The 19642-nt window shown below is 33.1% G+C and carries 18 protein-coding genes and 1 pseudogene; 10 read left to right on the forward strand and 9 right to left on the reverse strand.

Translation table 11 applies throughout. The annotated features are described in order from the left end of the window. From L6Q46_RS04300 to L6Q46_RS04320, 5 genes and pseudogenes are all read left to right on the forward strand, one after another. Window positions 1-632 (forward strand): annotated as a pseudogene (locus L6Q46_RS04300) (hypothetical protein); the annotation flags it as partial. A gap of 109 nt (window positions 633-741) precedes the next feature. Further along, window positions 742-1083, forward strand: coding sequence for a T9SS type A sorting domain-containing protein (locus L6Q46_RS04305; protein WP_111566249.1), 342 nt, complete (start codon window positions 742-744; stop codon window positions 1081-1083). A 104-nt stretch (window positions 1084-1187) separates the two neighbouring features. Next, window positions 1188-2924: a T9SS type A sorting domain-containing protein gene (locus tag L6Q46_RS04310; protein WP_291283273.1), complete on the forward strand. Its 1737-nt coding sequence runs from the start codon at window positions 1188-1190 to the stop codon at window positions 2922-2924. A gap of 150 nt (window positions 2925-3074) precedes the next feature. Beyond that, complete coding sequence (locus L6Q46_RS04315) at window positions 3075-4778, forward strand: T9SS type A sorting domain-containing protein (protein WP_291283274.1); 1704 nt, start codon at window positions 3075-3077, stop codon at window positions 4776-4778. A gap of 103 nt (window positions 4779-4881) precedes the next feature. After that, on the forward strand, window positions 4882-5862 hold the full coding sequence (locus tag L6Q46_RS04320) for an acyl transferase (RefSeq protein ID WP_291283284.1): 981 nt from the start codon (window positions 4882-4884) through the stop codon (window positions 5860-5862). A 51-nt stretch (window positions 5863-5913) separates the two neighbouring features. Here the strand turns inward: L6Q46_RS04320 and tyrS are convergent, their stop codons facing one another. Then, window positions 5914-7203, reverse strand: coding sequence for a tyrosine--tRNA ligase (gene tyrS, locus L6Q46_RS04325; RefSeq protein WP_291283275.1), 1290 nt, complete (start codon window positions 7201-7203; stop codon window positions 5914-5916). A 103-nt stretch (window positions 7204-7306) separates the two neighbouring features. Here tyrS and L6Q46_RS04330 point away from each other — a divergent pair, with 103 nt between their 5' ends. Further along, window positions 7307-8293 (forward strand): NAD-dependent epimerase/dehydratase family protein, encoded by a 987-nt coding sequence (locus L6Q46_RS04330; RefSeq protein WP_291283276.1) that lies wholly within the window; start codon window positions 7307-7309, stop codon window positions 8291-8293. On the opposite strand, the gene L6Q46_RS04335 is transcribed toward L6Q46_RS04330, so the two are convergent. From L6Q46_RS04335 to L6Q46_RS04345, 3 genes are read right to left on the reverse strand one after another with little or no spacing between them, the layout of a single operon-like run. Continuing rightward, window positions 8280-8660 (reverse strand): DUF4296 domain-containing protein, encoded by a 381-nt coding sequence (locus L6Q46_RS04335; RefSeq protein ID WP_291283277.1) that lies wholly within the window; start codon window positions 8658-8660, stop codon window positions 8280-8282. The two genes, L6Q46_RS04330 and L6Q46_RS04335, sit on opposite strands and share 14 nt — an antisense overlap. Next, complete coding sequence (locus L6Q46_RS04340) at window positions 8660-10006, reverse strand: dihydroorotase (protein ID WP_111566255.1); 1347 nt, start codon at window positions 10004-10006, stop codon at window positions 8660-8662. Before L6Q46_RS04340 ends, L6Q46_RS04335 begins: the two co-directional genes overlap by 1 nt. Further along, complete coding sequence (locus L6Q46_RS04345) at window positions 10006-10728, reverse strand: polyprenol monophosphomannose synthase (RefSeq protein ID WP_291283278.1); 723 nt, start codon at window positions 10726-10728, stop codon at window positions 10006-10008. The genes L6Q46_RS04340 and L6Q46_RS04345 overlap by 1 nt, the downstream gene beginning before the upstream one ends. Before the next feature lie 106 nt (window positions 10729-10834). On the opposite strand from L6Q46_RS04345, the gene L6Q46_RS04350 reads away from it, so the two are divergent. Beyond that, window positions 10835-11500 (forward strand): DUF4271 domain-containing protein, encoded by a 666-nt coding sequence (locus tag L6Q46_RS04350; protein WP_111566257.1) that lies wholly within the window; start codon window positions 10835-10837, stop codon window positions 11498-11500. A gap of 17 nt (window positions 11501-11517) precedes the next feature. After that, complete coding sequence (locus L6Q46_RS04355; protein WP_111566376.1) at window positions 11518-12267, forward strand: uroporphyrinogen-III synthase; 750 nt, start codon at window positions 11518-11520, stop codon at window positions 12265-12267. Window positions 12268-12384: 117 nt separating this feature from the next. Here L6Q46_RS04355 and pckA read toward each other — a convergent pair whose 3' ends face one another. Together pckA and L6Q46_RS04365 are read right to left on the reverse strand one after the other, a co-directional pair. Further along, window positions 12385-14010, reverse strand: a complete 1626-nt coding sequence (gene pckA, locus L6Q46_RS04360; protein ID WP_291283279.1) for a phosphoenolpyruvate carboxykinase (ATP) — start codon at window positions 14008-14010, stop codon at window positions 12385-12387. A 71-nt stretch (window positions 14011-14081) separates the two neighbouring features. After that, window positions 14082-14468 (reverse strand): DUF423 domain-containing protein, encoded by a 387-nt coding sequence (locus L6Q46_RS04365; protein WP_291283280.1) that lies wholly within the window; start codon window positions 14466-14468, stop codon window positions 14082-14084. A 126-nt stretch (window positions 14469-14594) separates the two neighbouring features. On the opposite strand from L6Q46_RS04365, the gene L6Q46_RS04370 reads away from it, so the two are divergent. Further along, window positions 14595-15965, forward strand: coding sequence for a saccharopine dehydrogenase C-terminal domain-containing protein (locus L6Q46_RS04370; RefSeq protein ID WP_291283281.1), 1371 nt, complete (start codon window positions 14595-14597; stop codon window positions 15963-15965). 101 nt (window positions 15966-16066) lie between these two features. Then, the gene (locus L6Q46_RS04375; protein WP_111566260.1) at window positions 16067-16537 is read left to right on the forward strand and encodes an Lrp/AsnC ligand binding domain-containing protein; all 471 of its coding nucleotides are present in this window, start codon (window positions 16067-16069) and stop codon (window positions 16535-16537) included. A 61-nt stretch (window positions 16538-16598) separates the two neighbouring features. On the opposite strand, the gene L6Q46_RS04380 is transcribed toward L6Q46_RS04375, so the two are convergent. The 3 genes from L6Q46_RS04380 to L6Q46_RS04390 all read right to left on the reverse strand — a co-directional run. Further along, window positions 16599-17294, reverse strand: a complete 696-nt coding sequence (locus L6Q46_RS04380; RefSeq protein WP_111566261.1) for a zinc metallopeptidase — start codon at window positions 17292-17294, stop codon at window positions 16599-16601. Between the two features lie 100 nt (window positions 17295-17394). After that, window positions 17395-17817, reverse strand: a complete 423-nt coding sequence (locus tag L6Q46_RS04385; protein ID WP_291283282.1) for a hypothetical protein — start codon at window positions 17815-17817, stop codon at window positions 17395-17397. A gap of 259 nt (window positions 17818-18076) precedes the next feature. Continuing rightward, the coding region (locus tag L6Q46_RS04390) for a class I tRNA ligase family protein (RefSeq protein ID WP_291283283.1) at window positions 18077-19642 on the reverse strand (1566 nt) is incomplete at its 5' end.

A 19642-nucleotide genomic window follows, 5' to 3' on the forward strand; every position in this document is an offset into this window, starting at 1 on the left:
CTGCTTTTAATGCTACAAAAGAATTTAATGGTGTATCGTTATTTGGAGTTGGAAGTGGAACTGTTTTTGAATATGTTCAAGCTTACAAAAGTGGTGATGATGGAATTGAATTTTTCGGCGGTAATGTAAACGCTAAATATTTAATTGCTTTACATAGTGAAGATGATGCAGTAGATTTTGCAGACGGATATTCTGGAACACTTGAAAATGTTTTCATTAAAGATGTAGCTAAAGCTGGAGTTGAAGGTTCTAATAATGGAGATAATGGCGCTGCAACACCTACAACCAATGCAACTTTAAAAAACTTTACAATTCTTAAAGGTAGTTTAGCAGGTTCAGAACATGGAATGTTTATGAAAGAAGGTTCAGGAAAATGGAATTGCCAAAATATTTACATTGATGGTTTTACTAAAGGTTTAAAAATTAATGCATCATCTGTAGACCCAACATCAAACACTAATGTAGATAGTGGATTTATTACATTTAATCCAATCTATTTTGGAGCTACAGTAACAACAAATTCTGAATACGCTGGAACAAATACAACTTACCTAACTGTAGGAGCAAATACCGGAGCTGGAAATAGCGAAGGAACTCCAAGCTGGGCAACCAGTTGGACAACAGGTTTCTAATTAAAACCATAAAAAGCATTACAAAATCCCTCTATCTTGAGGGATTTTTTATTTGGCATTGTATTTGCATTAAAAAAATAGTTATCTTTACACTCAATATTAGTTTCGCATGAAAAAAAAATACTTTTATACTATTTTTCTTTTTACGGTTTTGTTTTCTTTTAGCCTTCAGGCGCAAGAGAACAAATCTGCTATTGCAACTAAAACTCAAGAACCTACAATTGAGGGCTTAGCCATTTACCCAAATCCCGTAAACTCTGGAAAAATTTACATTACTACCAAATCGTCATTAGACAAAAAGGTGGAAATTTTTAATGTACTTGGGAAAAAAGTATTAGAAACGGTTATTACTTCAAAAGAAGTAAATGTAAGTAATCTTTCAGCTGGCGTTTACATCATCAAAATAAAAGAAGGTGATGCCACTGCTACAAGAAAATTAATTATCAACTAGTTAATATCTTATCAATCAAAAAATTAATTTAAAGTTAACATCTGATTTTGTCAGAAATTTTTAATTATTATTTATCTTTGTATTCAATTTTAATTCATATAAGCATGAAAAAACTTTACTTTTTATCATTAACTTTATTAATGTCGTTTTTATCTTTCGGACAAGCTACTGATTTAATCATATCTGAGTATGCTGAAGGAACTTCTGGAAATAGTAAATACATTGAAATTTTTAATGGAACTGGAGCTGACGTAGATTTAGCAGGTTATAGAATTTGGATGATTTCAAATGGAGGAACTTGGCCAGAATCATCTATAAATCTAACTGGTATTTTAGCAAACAACGATACTTATGTAATTGCCAACAATGCAACCGATGTACCTGGAGCTGATTTATATAATGGAACAGTTACTTGGAATGGTGACGATGCTGTAGGTTTAGCTAAAGATATTGCAACTGTTTGGACACTTATCGATGCTGTAGGTACTGATGGAGCTGATCCAGGAACTGGATGGAATGTTGCTGGTATTACTAATGCAACTGCAAACAATAAATTAATAAGAAAAGCTACTGTTTGTTCTCCAAATACCAATTGGACTGCAAGTGCAGGAACTGATGCTGCAAGTTCAGAATGGGAAGTTTCAGCTTATGCAACTGGAGCTGCTGTAAATGGTCATACAAATTCATGTTCTACAGACCCAACTTTAAACATTACTTCACCAATAAACGCAACAATTTTCAACCCAAACACTACAAATGTTAATGTTGTTTTATCTGTTAACAATTTCAATGTAGCTAACGGAACAGGTGATGGACACATTCACTATACTATTAATGGCGGAGGAGTAGTAATGAAATATGACACTGACCCAATTGCAATTCCTGTTGTAGCTGGAAATTCATATTCTGTTTTTGTTGAATTAGTAGACAATTCACACCAACCTATTGTTCCTGCTGTAAATGCTACAGTAACATTTGAAGTAGCTTCTTTAAATATAGTAACAGACTTAGCTGCCTTAAGAGCAGATGTAATTGCAAATGGCGCTGGAAAATACTATCAAGTATCTAGCAATCCTGTTATTACTTACGCAAGATCTTCTACATATAGAAATCAAAAATACATTCAAGATGCTACAGCTGGTATTTTAATTGATGATGTTCCTGGAACTATTTCTACTCCAATGGTAGCGGGTGATGCAATTTCTGGATTAAAAGGTCAAGCATCTTTATTCAGTGGCGTTCTTCAACTTTTACCATTAGAAAATGCAACTGTTGCTTCTTCAGGAAACGTTGTTACTCCTCAAGTTGTTACTGCAGCTGACATTGTTGCTAATGTTGAAACTTATGAAAGTGAATTAGTTCAAATTAACAATGCAACTTTCACAACTGCTGATGGTACAATTGCTTTTGCTGCAAGTTCAAATTATAACTTAAACGATGGTTCTGATATTGCTTTTAGATCTTTATTTGCAGAAGCAGATTACATTGGACAAGTTGTTCCTCAGGGAGCTGCTAATAGAGTAGTTTTAGTTGCTGAATTCAATGGAACTCCTCAAGTAGTTTCTCGTTCATTAGCTGATGTAACATTATCTTCTTCTTCTTTTGATGCAATCGAAGGTTTAAAAATGTATCCAAACCCATTAAAAGGAAATACACTTTACTTAACTTCAACTGCTAATGCTACTATGTCAGTTCAAATTTTTGATGTATTAGGAAAAGAAGTTGTAAAATCTAATGTAATGAACAACACAGTAAATATCTCTGGATTAAACGCTGGTATTTACATTGTAAAAGTTACTGAAGAAGGTAAAACTGCTACAAGAAAATTAGTTATCCAATAATCTAGATTTCTATTCAAAATAATAATAACAAAATAGAGAAAAGCATCAACGAAAGTTGGTGCTTTTTTTATTATGAAAAAAACTGAAAATTAAGACGTTATTTAAAAAATACTATATAAATTTGCGACCCCAATTAAAATTTTCAAAAAAATGAAAAAACTTTACACACTAATTTTATTTTCGATTTCTTTATTTTCTTTTGCTCAAGGAAATATCAACTTTGACGATGCCGCTAAATGGACTCAAGGAGCAGGTGGAACAATTCCTTTTACAACTTATTCTGACCACTCTTATACAGATGGTGTTTTCTCAGCAGTTGGCGCAAGCGTTGTAAGAAATACAACTGCTGCACAAGACGGAGTTGCAGGAGCTAACGGAACTTATGCATTCCGATTAAACCAAACAGGAACGACTTCGTTAACTATCACTATCTCATCGGGTGGAGTTGGAAATTTCTCTTTCGCTACAAGAAGATGGGACAATACTCCAGCAACTAACTACACTGTTGAATATTCTACAGATAATGGTTCGAACTGGACGACCTCTTCAACTATCGATGCTTCTGTTACTAACGACTCTAACTGGAAAACTGTTAATGGTGTAATCAACAGCACAAATGCAAATATTCAAATTAGAATAAAATCTAACGGAACTACAGAACGTTTATTAGTAGATGACTTTATTTGGACAGCTCCAAGTTCAAGCCCAACACTAGTAGTTTCATCACCAACAAACGGAACTCTTTACAATCCTTCAACAACAAGTGTAAATATTAATTTTGCTACTTCAAACTTTGTAATTGCAACAATCGGAAATGGAGATGGACACTTAAACTATACTATTAATAGCGGTCCTGTACTATCAAAATTTGACAATACTGCAATTGCATTAACTAGCTTAACACCGGGTACTTACAATTTAACATTAGAACTAGTTGATGATACCAATGCACCTCTTTCTCCTGCAGTTACTGCCACTGTAAGTTTCACAATTCAATCTTACACTGTTGTTCCAAATTTAAATGCATTAAGATTAGACGTCTTAAATAATGGAATAGGAGGTTACTACCATGTTACTGGAGAAGCAATCGTTACCTACACAAGACCAGCAAACAGAAATCAAAAATATATTCAAGATGCAACTGCCGCTATTTTAATTGATGACAATTCAGGTGTTATTACAAATTCATTTGCAATTGGTGATGGTATTACCAATTTAAAAGGACAAACAACATATTTTAATGGTGTTTTACAAATTGTACCATTTGAAAACAACACCCCTTCTTCAAACGGAAACACAATTACACCTCAACTTGTTACTATAAATGACATCAATGCAAGTATTGAACAATATGAAAGTGAATTAGTTAAAATTAACAACGTAACTTTTGCTGACGGAAATGGATCAAACACATTTACTGTAAATACAAATTATAGCATTTCTGATGGAAACACAATGAATTTTAGAACTTTGTTTGCTGAAGTAGATTACGTTACCACTCCAAATGTAATTCCTTCAACTCCATATTCAATTGTTGTTTTAGTTGCTAAAAACGTTACAACACCTCAAGTTGTTGCACGTTCATTTTCTGACGTTACTTTATCATCTTCATCATTTAATGCAATCGAAGGTTTAACTATGTATCCAAACCCATTAAAAGGAAACACGTTATATTTAACTTCAACTGCTAATGCTGATATGTCAGTTCAAATTTTTGATGTATTAGGAAAAGAAGTTGTAAAATCAAACGTAATTAACAACGCTGTAAACGTTTCTGGTTTAAACGCTGGTATTTACATTGTAAAAGTTACTGAAGAAGGTAAAACTGCTACAAGAAAATTAGTTATCCAATAATTTAGATGCTGAAAACAAGTTCAGCATGACAAGAATAAAGAAAAGCATCAACGAAAGTTGGTGCTTTTTTAGTTATGATAAATTTGTTTCCTATTTTTGCAACATGATTTCACAAGAAGATATTTTCCAAATTGGTTCTAAAAAAGAATTTGAAAAAATTACTTTAAAAGTATTTCGTCATCAGTACGATAACAATTTGGTGTACCAACAATTTTGCAACTTCTTGAAAAAAGACAAAACTAATGTGAAATCATTAACCGAAATCCCTTTTTTACCCATTCAGTTTTTCAAAAGTCATAACGTTTTAAGTGCTGACGAACCCATTCAGCAAACGTTTACGAGTAGTGGAACAACCGGAATGCAAACAAGCAAACATTTAGTTACCGATGTAAGTTGGTACGAAATGAGCTACCGTTTAGGGTTTTCAGAATTCTACGGAAATATTGAAGATTATTGTGTTTTAGCCTTGCTTCCATCCTATTTAGAACGCGAAGGTTCTTCATTGATTTATATGGCAGAAGATTTAATCCAAAGTAGCAATCATGAAGATTCTGGATTTTATTTGAATAACTACGACGAATTAATTTCTAAACTAATCGAGTTAGATAATTCAGGTCAAAATGTAATTTTAATTGGAGTTACTTATGCTTTATTGGATTTAATTGAGAAACAAAAATTCCAATTAAAAAACACCATCATAATGGAAACTGGCGGCATGAAAGGCAAACGCAAAGAAATGATTCGTGAAGAATTACATTCAATTTTATGTAACGGATTTGGCGTTTCTAAAATTCATTCCGAATATGGCATGACCGAATTACTTTCGCAAGCGTATTCACTGGGCGATGGTATTTTCGAATGCCCACAATGGATGCAAATTTTAGTTCGCGATACAGAAGATGCTTTGACTTATGTATCCGAAGGAAAAACAGGTGGAATTAACGTGATTGATTTAGCCAATATCAATTCGTGTTCGTTTATTGCTACGCAAGATTTGGGAAAAAAATATCCCAACCATTCTTTCGAAGTGTTGGGACGTTTTGATAATTCTGATATTCGTGGTTGTAACCTGATGATTGTTTAAGTGTTGAACTGTTGATTTGTTTAATCGATTTACAGCTTAACAATTTAACGATTAAACAATTTTTATCACATAATAATTTTTCTTTCCTTTTTGCAACAACAAGAATTGATTGTTGATTAAATCCTCTTTTGTAATGATTTTATCTTCACCGACTTTTTCTTTATTCAAAGAAATTGAATTTTGTTTCAATTCTCTACGCGCATCACTATTAGAAGCTAAGAAGTTGGTTTTTGCTGCTAATGCTGCAATCATATCTAAACCTGCACTCAAATCTTCCATTGAAATCTCAGCTTGAGGAACACCATCAAAAACTTCTAAAAACGTTTTCTTATCCAACTTTTTCAACTCATCCATTGATGGACTAAAAAACGCATTTGAAGCTGCAATTGCATTTTCTAAATCAGCTTGCGAATGTACCATAATGGTAATTTCTTCAGCCAAACGTTTTTGCAATGCTCTTAAATGTGGTGCTTCGTTATGTTCTGCAATTAATTTTTCAATCGTTTCTTTATCTAAGAATGTGAAAATCTTAATGTATTTTTCAGCATCAACATCCGATGTATTTAACCAGTATTGGTAGAATTTGTAAGGCGAAGTTCTTTCTGCATCTAACCAAATATTTCCGCCTTCTGATTTTCCGAATTTCGTTCCATCTGCTTTTGTAATTAACGGACAAGTCAACGCATACGCTTTACCTGATTCAATTCTACGGACTAATTCTGTTCCTGTGGTAATGTTTCCCCATTGATCACTTCCACCCATTTGTAGCGTACATTTTTTAGCACGATATAAATGTAAAAAGTCGTAACCTTGAACTAATTGGTATGTAAATTCAGTAAATGACATTCCTTCTGAAGTTTCTCCAGTCAAACGTTTTTTAACTGAATCTTTCGCCATCATGTAGTTCACGGTAATGTGTTTTCCTACATCACGAATGAAATCTAAGAAAGAGAATTCTTTCATCCAATCGTAGTTGTTTACCAATTCAGCTGCGTTTGGTTCCGCTGAAGTAAAATCTAAAAAGCGAGCTAATTGTTCTTTAATCGCTTCTTGATTGTGACGCAAAGTAGCTTCGTCTAATAAATTTCTTTCATTCGATTTTCCTGATGGATCACCAATCATTCCGGTTGCTCCACCTACAAGCGCTAGGGGTTTATGACCACTTAATTGGAAATGTCTCAATAACATAACTCCAACTAAATGTCCTATATGCAATGAATCGGCGGTTGGATCAATCCCCACATACGCCACACGCATCTGCTCCATCAAATGTTCTTCTGTGCCTGGCATTACGTCGTGGAGCATTCCTCTCCAAGTCACTTCTTCAATAAAATTTTTCATGATTCTTAAATAATTTGAGCAAAGATAGTTTTTAGTTTAAAAGTTTAAAAGTTTGAAGGTTTAAAAGTTAGTCCGTTTTTAAAAGAATTGCTATTTTTACATCATGATTTTAGTCACAGGAGCAACAGGTTTAGTAGGTTCGCATTTGTTAGTGCAACTTCTTCAAGAAAATGAGGAAGTCAAAGCCCTATTTCGTTCTGAAAAACAAATTGAAAAAGTCAAGAATGTTTTTGCTTTTCATCATCAACCGGCTCTTTTTGATAAAATCAATTGGGTAAAAGGCGATATTACGGATATTCCTTCTTTAGAGATTGCTTTTGAAAATATCACTCATGTTTATCATTGTGCTGCTTTGATTTCGTTTGACCCAAATGACGAAGACGAACTTCGAAAAATCAACATTGAAGGAACTGCAAACGTGGTGAATTGTTGTATCGATTTTGGCATCAAAAAACTTTGTCATCTGAGTTCGATTGCCGCTTTAGGAAACCCAAAAGAACACGAAACTACTATCACAGAAGAAACCGAATGGAATCCAGAAGAATTACACAGTGATTACGCGATTACAAAATACGGTGCTGAAATGGAAGTTTGGCGTGGACATCAAGAAGGTTTGGAAGTTGTAATTGTGAATCCGGGCGTGATTTTTGGTTATGGTTTTCCGAAAAAAGGAAGCGATGTAATTATTCAATCCGTTAAAAATGGATTATCATTTTATACCAAAGGTAATATTGGAATTGTTGCTGTTGAAGATGTAACAAAATGCATGATTCAACTTATGAAAAGTTCAATAAATGGCGAACGTTATACTTTAGTTGGCGAAAATATTTCCACAAAAGACTTACTCGATTTTATTTCGGAAGAATTAAAAGTAAAAAAACCTTCCATTGAAGCATCAAAATGGATGACTTCTATTGCTTGGCGAATGGATTGGTTGATTTCAAAATTACTAAATCGTAAAAGAAAATTAGCTCGAAGTACTGCAACTTCATCACATTCTAAAACCACTTTTGACACATCAAAAATTGAAAAAGAACTTAATTTTACTTTTCAAAAGAAAGAAAGCTATTTAAAAGCTATTCTACAGTAGGATTTGAAATCCCTAAATTGGTTTGATTATTCGAATTTAGACTATCTGCTTTGTTTTCTCCCTCTAATCTTTCCAATACTTTTTTGTAGAGCTTTTTATACTTTCTAGCATCACCAGCATAATACAATTGGTTTTGACGATATGTAGTACTATCAATCTTGTATTTATCAAAAATATATTGATCCATTTTAATATTATTCTCTATCAACTTATTTGGCATTGAACCATCTGTAGCTTGAAGAATTGAAATATCATAAATAATATCAACCATGGTTTCCTCATCAAGCAAATTATCTGGTTTTGGAACAGGATTTTTTGAACAAGAAGCCACAAATAAAGCAACGAATAAGAATAGTAACTGTTTCATTATATTTCTCTTTCAAATAATAATCGTTGGCCTACTTTTAAATCTTTTACTTTACCATTATGATAAACTAATTTTCCATTAACAAAAGTATGCGTTACTCTAGATTTAAAGTTATATCCTTCAAAAGGCGACCAACCACATTTATATAAAATATTTTCTTTTTTTACATTCCAAGGTAAATAAGCATTTACAATGGCAATATCGGCATAATATCCTTCCTTAATAAATCCTCGTTTTTCGATTTTGAAAATCTTTGCCGGATTGTGACACATTTTTTCTACAATCTTTTCTACCGAAATTTTTCCTTGATGATGCGCTTCAAACATAGCTACAACAGCATGCTGAACTAATGGTCCACCAGAAGGACAAGTCATATATGGATTGATTTTTTCTTCTAATGTATGAGGAGCATGATCCGTTGCAATCACATCAATTCTGTCATCTAATAACGCTTTCCATAACGCGTCTTTATCTTCTTGTGTTTTTACAGCTGGATTCCATTTGATTAATGAGCCTTTCGTTTCATAATCAGCATCGGTAAACCATAAATGATGCACACAAACTTCGGCAGTAATTTGTTTTTGCTCTAACGGAATTTTATTGGTAAACAATTCCATTTCTTTTGCAGTTGACAAGTGAAAAACATGTAAACGCGCACCTGTTTTCTTTGCTAATTCAATCGCTTTTGACGAAGATAAATAACATGCTTCTGCACTACGAATCAAGTGATGATATTTCATTGGAATATCATCACCAAATTCTTCTTTATATTTTTGGGTATTGGCTTTTATAGTTGCTTCATCTTCACAATGAACCGCAATTAACATTTTTGTTGAAGAGAAAATCTTTTCTAAAACTTCAGGATTATCTACCAACATATTTCCCGTTGAAGAACCTAAAAACAATTTAATTCCAGCAACATTTCTTGGATTTGTTTTTAAAACTTCCTCTAAATTATCGTTGGTACCTCCCATCATAAACGAATAATTCGCATACGATTTTTGAGAAGCAATTTGATATTTATCTTCTAAAAGTTCTTGGGTAACAGCATTTGGAACTGTATTTGGCTGCTCTATAAAAGAAGTTATTCCTCCAGCAACCGCTGCTCTACTTTCTGTTTCTATATTTCCTTTGTGCGTAAGCCCTGGCTCTCTAAAATGCACTTGATCGTCGATTGCACCTGGCATTACGTAACTTCCTTCTGCATCAATAATAACACAGTCAGACGATTTTGGACTTATTTTTTCGGCAATTTCTTTAATGAATTCATTCTCAATTAAAATATCACCTTCAAAAATAGCTCCTTCATTAACAATTTTGGCATTTCTAATTAAAACAGTACTCATTATAATCTATTAAATATTTTTCTTAACCTCAACATTATTACTCCTACTACGGCTTCGCGGATAATTCCTCCACTCATTTTTGATTGTCCTTTTGTTCTATCGGTAAAAATGATAGGAACTTCTACAATTTTAAAATTCTTTACAAAAGCACGATATTTCATTTCAATCTGAAACGCATAACCCACAAACTTTATTTGATCTAAGTTGATTGCTTCTAAAACTTGTCTTCTGTAACATTTGAATCCTGCGGTAGCATCAGCAATTTTCATGCCTGTTATCATTCGAACGTAAACGGAAGCAAAATAAGATAGTAAAACACGACTCAAAGGCCAATTTACCACATTAACTCCGTTAGAATATCTAGAACCAATAGCTACATCTGCACCATTTTCACAAGCAGCTAATAGCTTTTCTAAATCATTTGGATTGTGAGAAAAATCGGCATCCATTTCAAAAATATAGTCGTATCCGTGAGAAAGCGCCCATTTAAACCCAGCCACATAAGCTGTTCCCAAACCCGATTTTTTCATGCGTACTTTTAAATGCAATCGCGTAGGAAATTCCTCTTGCATTTCTTTCACTTTTGCCGCTGTACCATCAGGAGAATTGTCATCTACTATTAAAACATGAAAAGAAGTAGGCAAAGACAAAACTGCCTTTACAATTGCTTCAATATTTTCAATTTCGTTAAAAGTTGGAATTACAACAATACCCTGAGCCATAAAAAATCTTGTATTTCAATTGCAAAAATAAGGTATTTCTACCTGACAATTCTTAATAATTTTATAATAATGAAAGTGACACTATTTTTTGTAATTTTGCGCCAATATGTTAGCAATTCAATTACACGACAGAATCATCGAAAGCAAAGATTGGGCAACCCTTTTGTTTATTATCTGCGTGGCTATAATTGCCATTAACAAAACCATATCTTCTGTTCGATTTAACGAGTTTGTTCGATTGGCTTATTCTGATAAATACACAAAAATTTATCGCGATAGTAGCAACTTGATGAGTGGATTTACGATTTCGATGTTTGTTTTGCAATTGATTTCGTTTTCTTTTTTTACTTTATTAGTATTAAATCAATTTGACAGAGCTGAAAAAACGGACTTAATTATTTACATTCAAATCTTTACTTTTTTGAGTGTTTTTATCCTCTCTAAATTCTTAATTGAGAAAATTATTGCAACAGCATTTAAAATTGAAGAATTTAACGAACAATTTAACTTATTGAAAGTCAATTATAGAGCTTATTTTGGATTCATTTTATTACCAGTTAATATTATTTTATTCTACAATTCGTTTGATTCAGATTGGTTTTTTTGGACATTGTTGATTACCCTAATCACGATAAACATCACTACTTACTTGGTGGCATTGAAATTATATCAAAATTTACTATTACGTAAAATATTTTATTTTATTTTATATCTTTGCACCCTTGAAATAGCACCTTACTATTTTATTTATAATTGGTTTACAAAAAATTAGAGAGAAATATGTCAAATTTGAAAGTGAAAACAATATTAGTTTCACAACCAGAGCCTAAAGTAGAAAATTCTCCTTATTTTGAGCTTCAAAATAAACTGAAAGTAAAGGTTGATTTTAGACCTTTCATCCACGTAGAAGGTGTTCCTGCTAAAGAAGTTCGTGCTCAAAAAATCGACTTAAATAATTATACTGCCATCATATTAACGAGTAGAAATGCTGTTGACCACTTTTTTAGAGTGGCCGAAGAAATGCGCTACAAAGTACCAGAAGATTTAAAATATTTCTGTCAATCTGAAGCGGTTGCTTTTTATTTACAACGTTATGTAGTGTATAGAAAGAGAAAAATTTATGTAGGTCAAAAAGACTTTGTTGATTTAGCTCCGCTAATTAAGAAATACAAAGACGAAAAATTCTTATTACCAAATACCGATCAATTAAACGCCGATGTTCCACAAACATTAGACGGATTAAAAGTAGAATGGAAACAAGGTATTTTCTACAGAACAGTAATGAGTGATTTATCAGACTTGAAAGATGTTTATTACGACATTTTAGCGTTCTTTAGTCCAACAGGAATTAAATCGTTATTTAAAAATTTTCCTGATTTTCAACAAAACAATACTAGAATTGCTGTTTTTGGAGAAACTACTAAAAAAGAAGCTTTAGAACACGGTTTACGTATTGACATTATGGCGCCAAGCCCTGGAACACCATCAATGACAGGAGCTTTAGAGAAATATGTAGCTGAAGCCAATAAAGGAAAATAAAAACAAACAAGAATATATAGAACCCAAATTCGAAAGAGTTTGGGTTTTTTGTTTGACTTAACCCAACAAAAAAGTCCCGAAAATTTCGGGACTTTTTTACTATATAAATTTCTTAAATTACAATTGAGGACCAGCCGCTACTAATGATTTTCCTTCTTCGTTATCAGTATATTGAACGAAGTTTTTGATAAATCTTGAAGCTAAATCTTCTGCTTTTGTATTCCATTCAGCTGCATCAGCATAGGTATTTCTTGGATCTAAAATGTTCGTATCTACATTTGGTAAAGCAGTAGGAACTACAAAATTAAATACTGGAACTGTTTTTGTTTCTGCATTCTCGATAGAACCATCTAAAATAGCATCGATAATTGCGCGAGTATCTTTAATTGAAATACGTTTTCCTGTTCCGTTCCAACCTGTGTTAACCATATAAGCTGTAGCATTGTGTTGCTCCATTTTCTTAACTAATTCCTCACCGTATTTTGTTGGGTGTAATGACAAGAATGCTTTTCCGAAACAAGCTGAGAATGTTGGTTCTGGTTGTGTTACTCCTCTTTCAGTTCCTGCTAATTTAGCTGTAAATCCAGATAAGAAGTAATATTTAGTTTGCTCTGGAGTTAATTTAGAAACTGGAGGCATTACTCCAAATGCATCTGCTGTTAAGAAAATAACTTTAGTAGCGTGACCTGCTTTGGAAACTGGTCTTACAATGTTATCAATATGGTAAATTGGATAAGAAACACGTGTATTTTGTGTAACTGAACCATCTTTGAAATCAATTTTTCCGTTAGCATCAACCGTTACGTTTTCTAATAACGCATCTTTTTTGATAGCACCAAAGATGTCTGGTTCGTTAGCTGCACTTAAATCGATAGTTTTTGCATAACATCCACCTTCAAAGTTGAAAACACCATCATTATCCCACCCATGTTCGTCGTCTCCGATTAATTCACGTTTTGGATCTGTTGACAATGTAGTTTTTCCTGTTCCTGATAATCCGAAGAAAACAGCAACATCTCCATCTTTTCCTTTGTTAGCTGAACAGTGCATAGAAGCAATTCCTTGTAATGGTAAGTAATAGTTCATCATAGAGAACAATCCTTTTTTCATTTCACCACCGTACCAAGTTCCACCAATTAATTGGATTTTCTCAGTTAAGTTGAACGCTACATATACTTCAGAGTTTAATCCGTGAGCTGCGTAATCTTTGAAACTTGTTTTTGAACCATTCATTACAATAAAATCTGGCTCACCAAAGTTTTCTAATTCTGCTTCTGTTGGACGGATGAACATGTTTTTCACAAAATGTGCTTGCCATGCTACTTCCATAATGAAACGAACTTTCAATCTTGTGTTTTCGTTTGCACCACAAAAAGCGTCAACAACGTATAATTTTTTATTTGATAATTGCTTTACTGTAGTTTCTTTTAAAGCATTCCAAGTGTCTTGAGAAATTGGTTTGTTATCGTTAGCTGCTTTATCAGAATTCCACCAAATGGTATTTTCTGTAACGCTATCTTTTACTATATATTTGTCTTTTGGAGAACGACCTGTAAACTCACCTGTCATTACGTTTACCGCGCCAAGTTCTGACAACTGACCTCTTTCAAAACCTTCTAAAGCTGGGTTTAATTCTTCATTATATAAATAATCGTATGAAGGATTGTATATGATTTCTGATACATTAACGATTCCGTACTTTTCTAACGAAATCGATTTCGTAATATGCGCATTCGTATCCATAAATTGTTTGTTATGTTGTGTATTTAATAAAGTGCAAAATTATAAATTATATTTTAGATAGCGTTTTTTAATCACTGTTTTTTAGATAATACCGAATAAAATAAGTATGCCCAAGCCGAAACCAGGAATAAACCTCCAATAGGCGTTATGGGTCCTAGAAATTTAGTCTTTAAATTTGTAATCGTATTTGTTGCCAAAAAATAAATAGAACCTGAAAAAAATAAAACACCTACAATTGTTAAATAAAAAATAATCGAGCGTTCTTTCTCTCCTAAAAAAGCAAAAGTCCCTATAAACAAAAGAAACAACGCATGATACATTTGATAACGTACTCCAACTTCAAATGTTGCCAATTGCTCCACAGAAAGTACCTTTTTTAATGCATGAGCACCAAAAGCACCTAAAATTATTGCAGTTACACCTAAAATAGCAGCAACCAAAAGTATTTTCTTATCCATTTTTAAAAATTTGAGACCAAAGATAGGAAAACTTTTTATGTTAAATTATGACATAAATCAACAAAATGTTTTCACAAATATAACATTTTACTATCTTCGTGTGATATTTTTACAACACACCCTAAGATGAGACATATTTTAGTCATTGGAGCAGGAAGATCAGCTTCATCACTTATAAAATACCTATTAGAAAATTCTGAAAAAGAAAATCTTCATGTTACTATTGGTGATTTATCAGAAGAATTAGCAAAACAAAAAACCAACAACCACAAAAATGCAAGAGCTATTGCTTTTGATATTTTTAACGAAGCACAACGAAAAGAGGAAATTCAAAAAGCGGATGTTGTGGTTTCTATGTTACCAGCACATTTGCATTTAGAAGTTGCCAAAGATTGTATTACCTACAAAAAACACATGGTAACGGCTTCTTATATTAGCCCAGCAATGCAAGAATTAGATGATGCAGCTAAAGAAAATGGCTTGGTTTTCATGAATGAAATTGGGCTAGACCCAGGAATTGACCACATGAGTGCCATGAAAGTATTAGATGAAATTCGCGAAAAAGGTGGAGAAATCATTTTATTTGAATCGTTCTGTGGTGGATTAGTTGCTCCTGAAAGCGACACTAATTTGTGGAATTACAAATTTACCTGGAATCCAAGAAACGTAGTTTTAGCAGGACAAGGTGGAGCTGCAAAATTCATTCAAGAAGGGAAATACAAATACATTCCATACTCAAAATTATTTAGAAGAACGGAGTTTTTAGAGGTAGAAGGTTACGGAAGATTTGAAGCATATGCTAACAGAGATTCTCTAAAATACAGAAGCGTTTACGGATTAGACGACGCTTTAACTTGTTATCGTGGAACGATTAGAAGAGTGGGATATTCAAGAGCTTGGGACATTTTAGTACAACTTGGAATGACCGATGATTCGTATACGATTGACAATTCAGAAGAAATGACATATCGTGAATTTACAAATTCATTTTTACCTTATCATCCAACCGATACGGTGGAAATTAAACTTCGTGCCATTCAAAAAATTGATCAAGACGATATTATTTGGGATAAATTAGTAGAAATCGATTTATTTAACCCAAACAAAAAAGTAGGATTAGTTAAGGCAACTCCAGCTCAAATTTTAGAAAAAATATTAGCCGAAAAATGGGCTTTAGAACCAAATGACAAAGACATGATTGTCATGTATCACAAATTTGGCTACGAATTAAACGGTGAGAAAAAACAAATTGATTCCACAATGGTTTGTATTGGTGATGACCAAACGTATACTGCAATGGCAAAAACCGTTGGACTTCCAGTCGCAATAGCTACGTTGAAAATTTTAAACAAAGAAATTACTACTCCTGGCGTACAATTGCCAATTACAAAAGAAGTCTACAATCCTATATTAAAAGAATTAGAAGATTATGGTGTAATTTTCAAAGAAACTGAAGTGCCTTATTTAGGCTATAATCCGTTGAATGTAAAAAATTAAATCACTTTTATAATTTATAAAATCCGAAATCGTAATTGGTTTCGGATTTTTTTATTTGATTTGAAATCAAATTTGTATTTTTACTTTCAAATCAATTGAAAATGAAGATAAATCACTTACAAATCGAAATCGACGGAATTGACAAAGAAATTCTTCGCGACTTAATGGAAGATGCTCGTAAACCTATTTTACAGATTGCGAATAAAATTGGAATTTCTGGCGCAGCTATTCATCAACGATTACGAAAATTAGAACAAGCGGGTGTAATTTCGGGTTCGAAGTTTATTGTAGATACTAAAGTTTTAGGTTATAGCACGATGGCTTTCATTGGAATTTATTTGGAAAAAGCATCGAGTAATCCAGAAGTGGTAAAAGAATTGAAGAAGATTCCAGAAGTTTTGGAATGTCATTATACCACAGGAAATTGGAGCATTTTAATCAAACTAATTTGTAGAGATAACGAACATTTGATGCAATTGCTCAATAAGAAAATACAACCAATTGATGGTGTTTCAAGAACGGAAACCTATATTTCATTGGAACAACAAATTGAAAGACAAATCCAGCTGTAAGTAAAAATAAAAAATCCGTCAAACTTGCGTCTGACGGATTTTGTTTTTATAAAATATTCGTTTAATCTCTCGAACCTAAAATTTGGAAAGCCCAATATAATAAAGACGCTAAAGCTCCTAAAGCCGCCACTACATAAGTTCTTGCAGCCCATTTTAATGAATCTTCGGCTCCAGCATATTCTTGTTGGCTTACCATGTTTTTATTTTTCAACCAAGCCAAAGCTCTATTACTTGCATCGTATTCCACAGGAAGTGTAACAAAACTGAAAGTAGTTGCAATTGCCATTAAAATCAAACCTGCAACCGCTACATAAAAACCAATACTTGATTTAGATGCAAAGCCTAAAATTAAACCACCCATAATTAACCATTGCGACATATTTGACGAAATGTTTACTACAGGCACCATTTTAGAACGCATTGTTAACCATTGATACGCATGCGCATGTTGCACCGCGTGACCCACTTCGTGAGCTGCTACTGCTGCCGCCGCTGCATTTCTTTGATTATAAACTGCTTCAGACAAGTTTACTGTTTTATTTGCTGGATTGTAATGGTCTGTTAATTGACCTGGTGTTGAAATTACTCTTACATCTGTAATTCCGTGATCTTGCAACATTTTTTCTGCAATTTCGGCACCACTCATTCCGTTACGTAAGGTAACTTTTGAATAATAAGCAAACTTGCTCTTCAATTTATTACTTACTAACCAACTCACAAGAGCAATCGCTCCAATAATGATATAATATGTCCACATAATATTTATTTTAAAAATTCTAATTCACTAAACCCGTACAAATTGCAAGCCAAAGTTACAAAATGACAATTTGGCATTCGTTAAATATTTCTAAAAACAATTACTCTTGCATCTGCTTTACAGGAGATTTTTTTGAAACATCCATAACCGGAACCATTCCGTTGGTTGGTACGTAGATGATTTGTGGTAAATCGCCTTTATCTGCTAATTTTTCTAAGGTTCTAATGAATAAATATTGGTTGTAGGTTTCGCTTAGCGTTCCGTTTTCTAACTTCATTGCTTCAGCCATACCTTTTGCGCGTTCAATTTCGGCTTGAGCGTTTAATTTTTCGGCTTCTAATTTGGCTTTTGCTTCTTCTACTAAAATTCTACGATTTTGTTCCGCTTTTGCCATTTCTGCTTTTCCTGCCATTTCTTGTTGCCACACGTTATATCTTGGCAAACCAAACATTAAAGCAGCAATAAATACAAATGCAATGATTACAACTCCAGCAATTAGTTTTCCAATGTTTCTTTTTTCCATTTTTATAGTTTTTTAGTTTATCTATTATACGTAAAAAATGAAAAATGTTACAAAAATGAAAAATGTTACAAAAATGAAAAGAAAAAACCGCAGATTCATAGGTTATCAAAATCGTTTTGAAACATTTTGACACCCCACCCTTCGGGCACCCCTCTAAAAGAGGGGAAATGAAAAACCGCAGACTCATAGATTAAAATCTGCGAATCTGCGGTTATCTAATTATAGATTCTGAAACAAGTTCAGAATGACAAAAAGGATTTTATCCCACCAAATTAATAATCTTACCTGGAACGATAATGATATTCTTTGGAGTATTTCCTGCTAATTGTGCGATGGTTCTTTCGTCTGCTAAAACAATTTCTTGAATTTGCTCTTTGGTTAAATCCAATGGTAATTTAATTGTGAAACGCATTTTTCCATTGAAAGAAACTGGATATTCTTTTTCAGATTCCACTAAATATTTTTCTTCAAATTTTGGAAAAGCTACTGTTGCAATTGAACCTTCGTGACCTAAAGCAGACCATAATTCTTCTGCGATGTGAGGCGCATAAGGCGAAACTAAAACCGCTAATGGTTCTAAAATGGCTCTATGATTGCATTTTAATTGTTGTAATTCGTTTACACAAATCATGAATTGAGAAACCGATGTATTGAAAGAGAAATTCTCAATATCTTCTGTTACTTTTTTGATGGTTTTGTGTAACGATTTATACATATCTGCTGTTGGTTCATGGTTTACGATTACTGAACCATTATCATCAAAATACAAACGCCATAATTTTTTCAAGAAACCAGCAACTCCTGTAATTCCTGCTGTGTTCCAAGGTTTAGATTGCTCTAATGGTCCTAAGAACATTTCGTATAAACGTAACGTATCGGCTCCGTATTCTTCACAAATATCATCTGGAGAAACCACATTGTATTTCGATTTCGACATTTTTTCTACTTCACGACCTACGATGTATTTTCCATCTTCTAAAATGAATTCTGCATTTGCATAGTCAGAATATAAACGATGTGCTTTGAATTTTTCGATATCTAACTCGTTTGTAATATCATTGATACAAGATAAATCAACGTGAATAGGTGAAAAATTCAAACTATAAACATTTCGATTATCTCCAATGTCAATTATAGATGAAGATAATAATGAAAAATCATCTTTCCTTTTTTGAGAAACAAAAATTAGTTTTTTTACATTTTTAGTTTCTACAATTGCATTTTTCTTATTCTTTATCCATTCTTCATTTGATGATGCAGAATTGTATAATTCTTTTTCTAATTCAGAATCAGTAAAAGTAACTGAGTCCAAACGGTACACAAATGCACTATGCCCAACAATCATTCCTTGATTAATCAGTTTTTTGAATGGTTCTTCGGTTGGAGCATAACCTCTGTCTTTTAAGAATTTATTCCAAAAACGAGAGTATAATAAATGTCCGGTTGCGTGCTCGCTTCCTCCGATGTATAAATCTACGTTTTCCCAATATTTTAAAGCGTCTTCGTTTGCAAATTCTTCGGTGTTGTGTGCGTCCATATAACGCATCCAATACCATGAAGAACCTGCCCAACCTGGCATTGTGTTTAATTCTAATGGAAAAACTTTTGTGTTGTCAATTAAATCATTGCTAACTACTGTATTTTTTTCTGTATCCCAAGCCCAAACGGTTGCGTTTCCTAATGGTGGTTGCCCGTCTTCGGTTGGTAAGTATTTTTCAACTTCTGGTAACACGATTGGCAAGTGTTTTTTGTCAATCATTTGTGGTAAACCATTCACATAATATACTGGAAAAGGTTCACCCCAATATCTTTGTCGAGAGAAAAC

The sequence above is a fragment of the Flavobacterium sp. genome (assembly GCF_023151265.1).
In the GTDB taxonomy this organism is placed as follows: domain Bacteria; phylum Bacteroidota; class Bacteroidia; order Flavobacteriales; family Flavobacteriaceae; genus Flavobacterium.

Excerpts from the sequence above, each read along its gene's own strand:
- L6Q46_RS04345 (WP_291283278.1), bottom strand. The coding sequence starts at position 10,728 with ATGGCTCAGGGTATTGTTGTAATTCCAACTTTTAACGAAATTGAAAAT.
- L6Q46_RS04310 (WP_291283273.1), top strand. The coding sequence starts at position 1,188 with ATGAAAAAACTTTACTTTTTATCATTAACTTTATTAATGTCGTTTTTA.
- L6Q46_RS04340 (WP_111566255.1), bottom strand. The coding sequence starts at position 10,006 with ATGAGTACTGTTTTAATTAGAAATGCCAAAATTGTTAATGAAGGAGCT.
- L6Q46_RS04370 (WP_291283281.1), top strand. The coding sequence starts at position 14,595 with ATGAGACATATTTTAGTCATTGGAGCAGGAAGATCAGCTTCATCACTT.
- L6Q46_RS04330 (WP_291283276.1), top strand. The coding sequence starts at position 7,307 with ATGATTTTAGTCACAGGAGCAACAGGTTTAGTAGGTTCGCATTTGTTA.
- pckA (WP_291283279.1), bottom strand. The coding sequence starts at position 14,010 with ATGGATACGAATGCGCATATTACGAAATCGATTTCGTTAGAAAAGTAC.
- L6Q46_RS04365 (WP_291283280.1), bottom strand. The coding sequence starts at position 14,468 with ATGGATAAGAAAATACTTTTGGTTGCTGCTATTTTAGGTGTAACTGCA.
- L6Q46_RS04315 (WP_291283274.1), top strand. The coding sequence starts at position 3,075 with ATGAAAAAACTTTACACACTAATTTTATTTTCGATTTCTTTATTTTCT.
- L6Q46_RS04375 (WP_111566260.1), top strand. The coding sequence starts at position 16,067 with ATGAAGATAAATCACTTACAAATCGAAATCGACGGAATTGACAAAGAA.
- L6Q46_RS04305 (WP_111566249.1), top strand. The coding sequence starts at position 742 with ATGAAAAAAAAATACTTTTATACTATTTTTCTTTTTACGGTTTTGTTT.
- L6Q46_RS04380 (WP_111566261.1), bottom strand. The coding sequence starts at position 17,294 with ATGTGGACATATTATATCATTATTGGAGCGATTGCTCTTGTGAGTTGG.
- L6Q46_RS04335 (WP_291283277.1), bottom strand. The coding sequence starts at position 8,660 with ATGAAACAGTTACTATTCTTATTCGTTGCTTTATTTGTGGCTTCTTGT.
- L6Q46_RS04320 (WP_291283284.1), top strand. The coding sequence starts at position 4,882 with ATGATTTCACAAGAAGATATTTTCCAAATTGGTTCTAAAAAAGAATTT.
- L6Q46_RS04385 (WP_291283282.1), bottom strand. The coding sequence starts at position 17,817 with ATGGAAAAAAGAAACATTGGAAAACTAATTGCTGGAGTTGTAATCATT.
- L6Q46_RS04350 (WP_111566257.1), top strand. The coding sequence starts at position 10,835 with ATGTTAGCAATTCAATTACACGACAGAATCATCGAAAGCAAAGATTGG.
- tyrS (WP_291283275.1), bottom strand. The coding sequence starts at position 7,203 with ATGAAAAATTTTATTGAAGAAGTGACTTGGAGAGGAATGCTCCACGAC.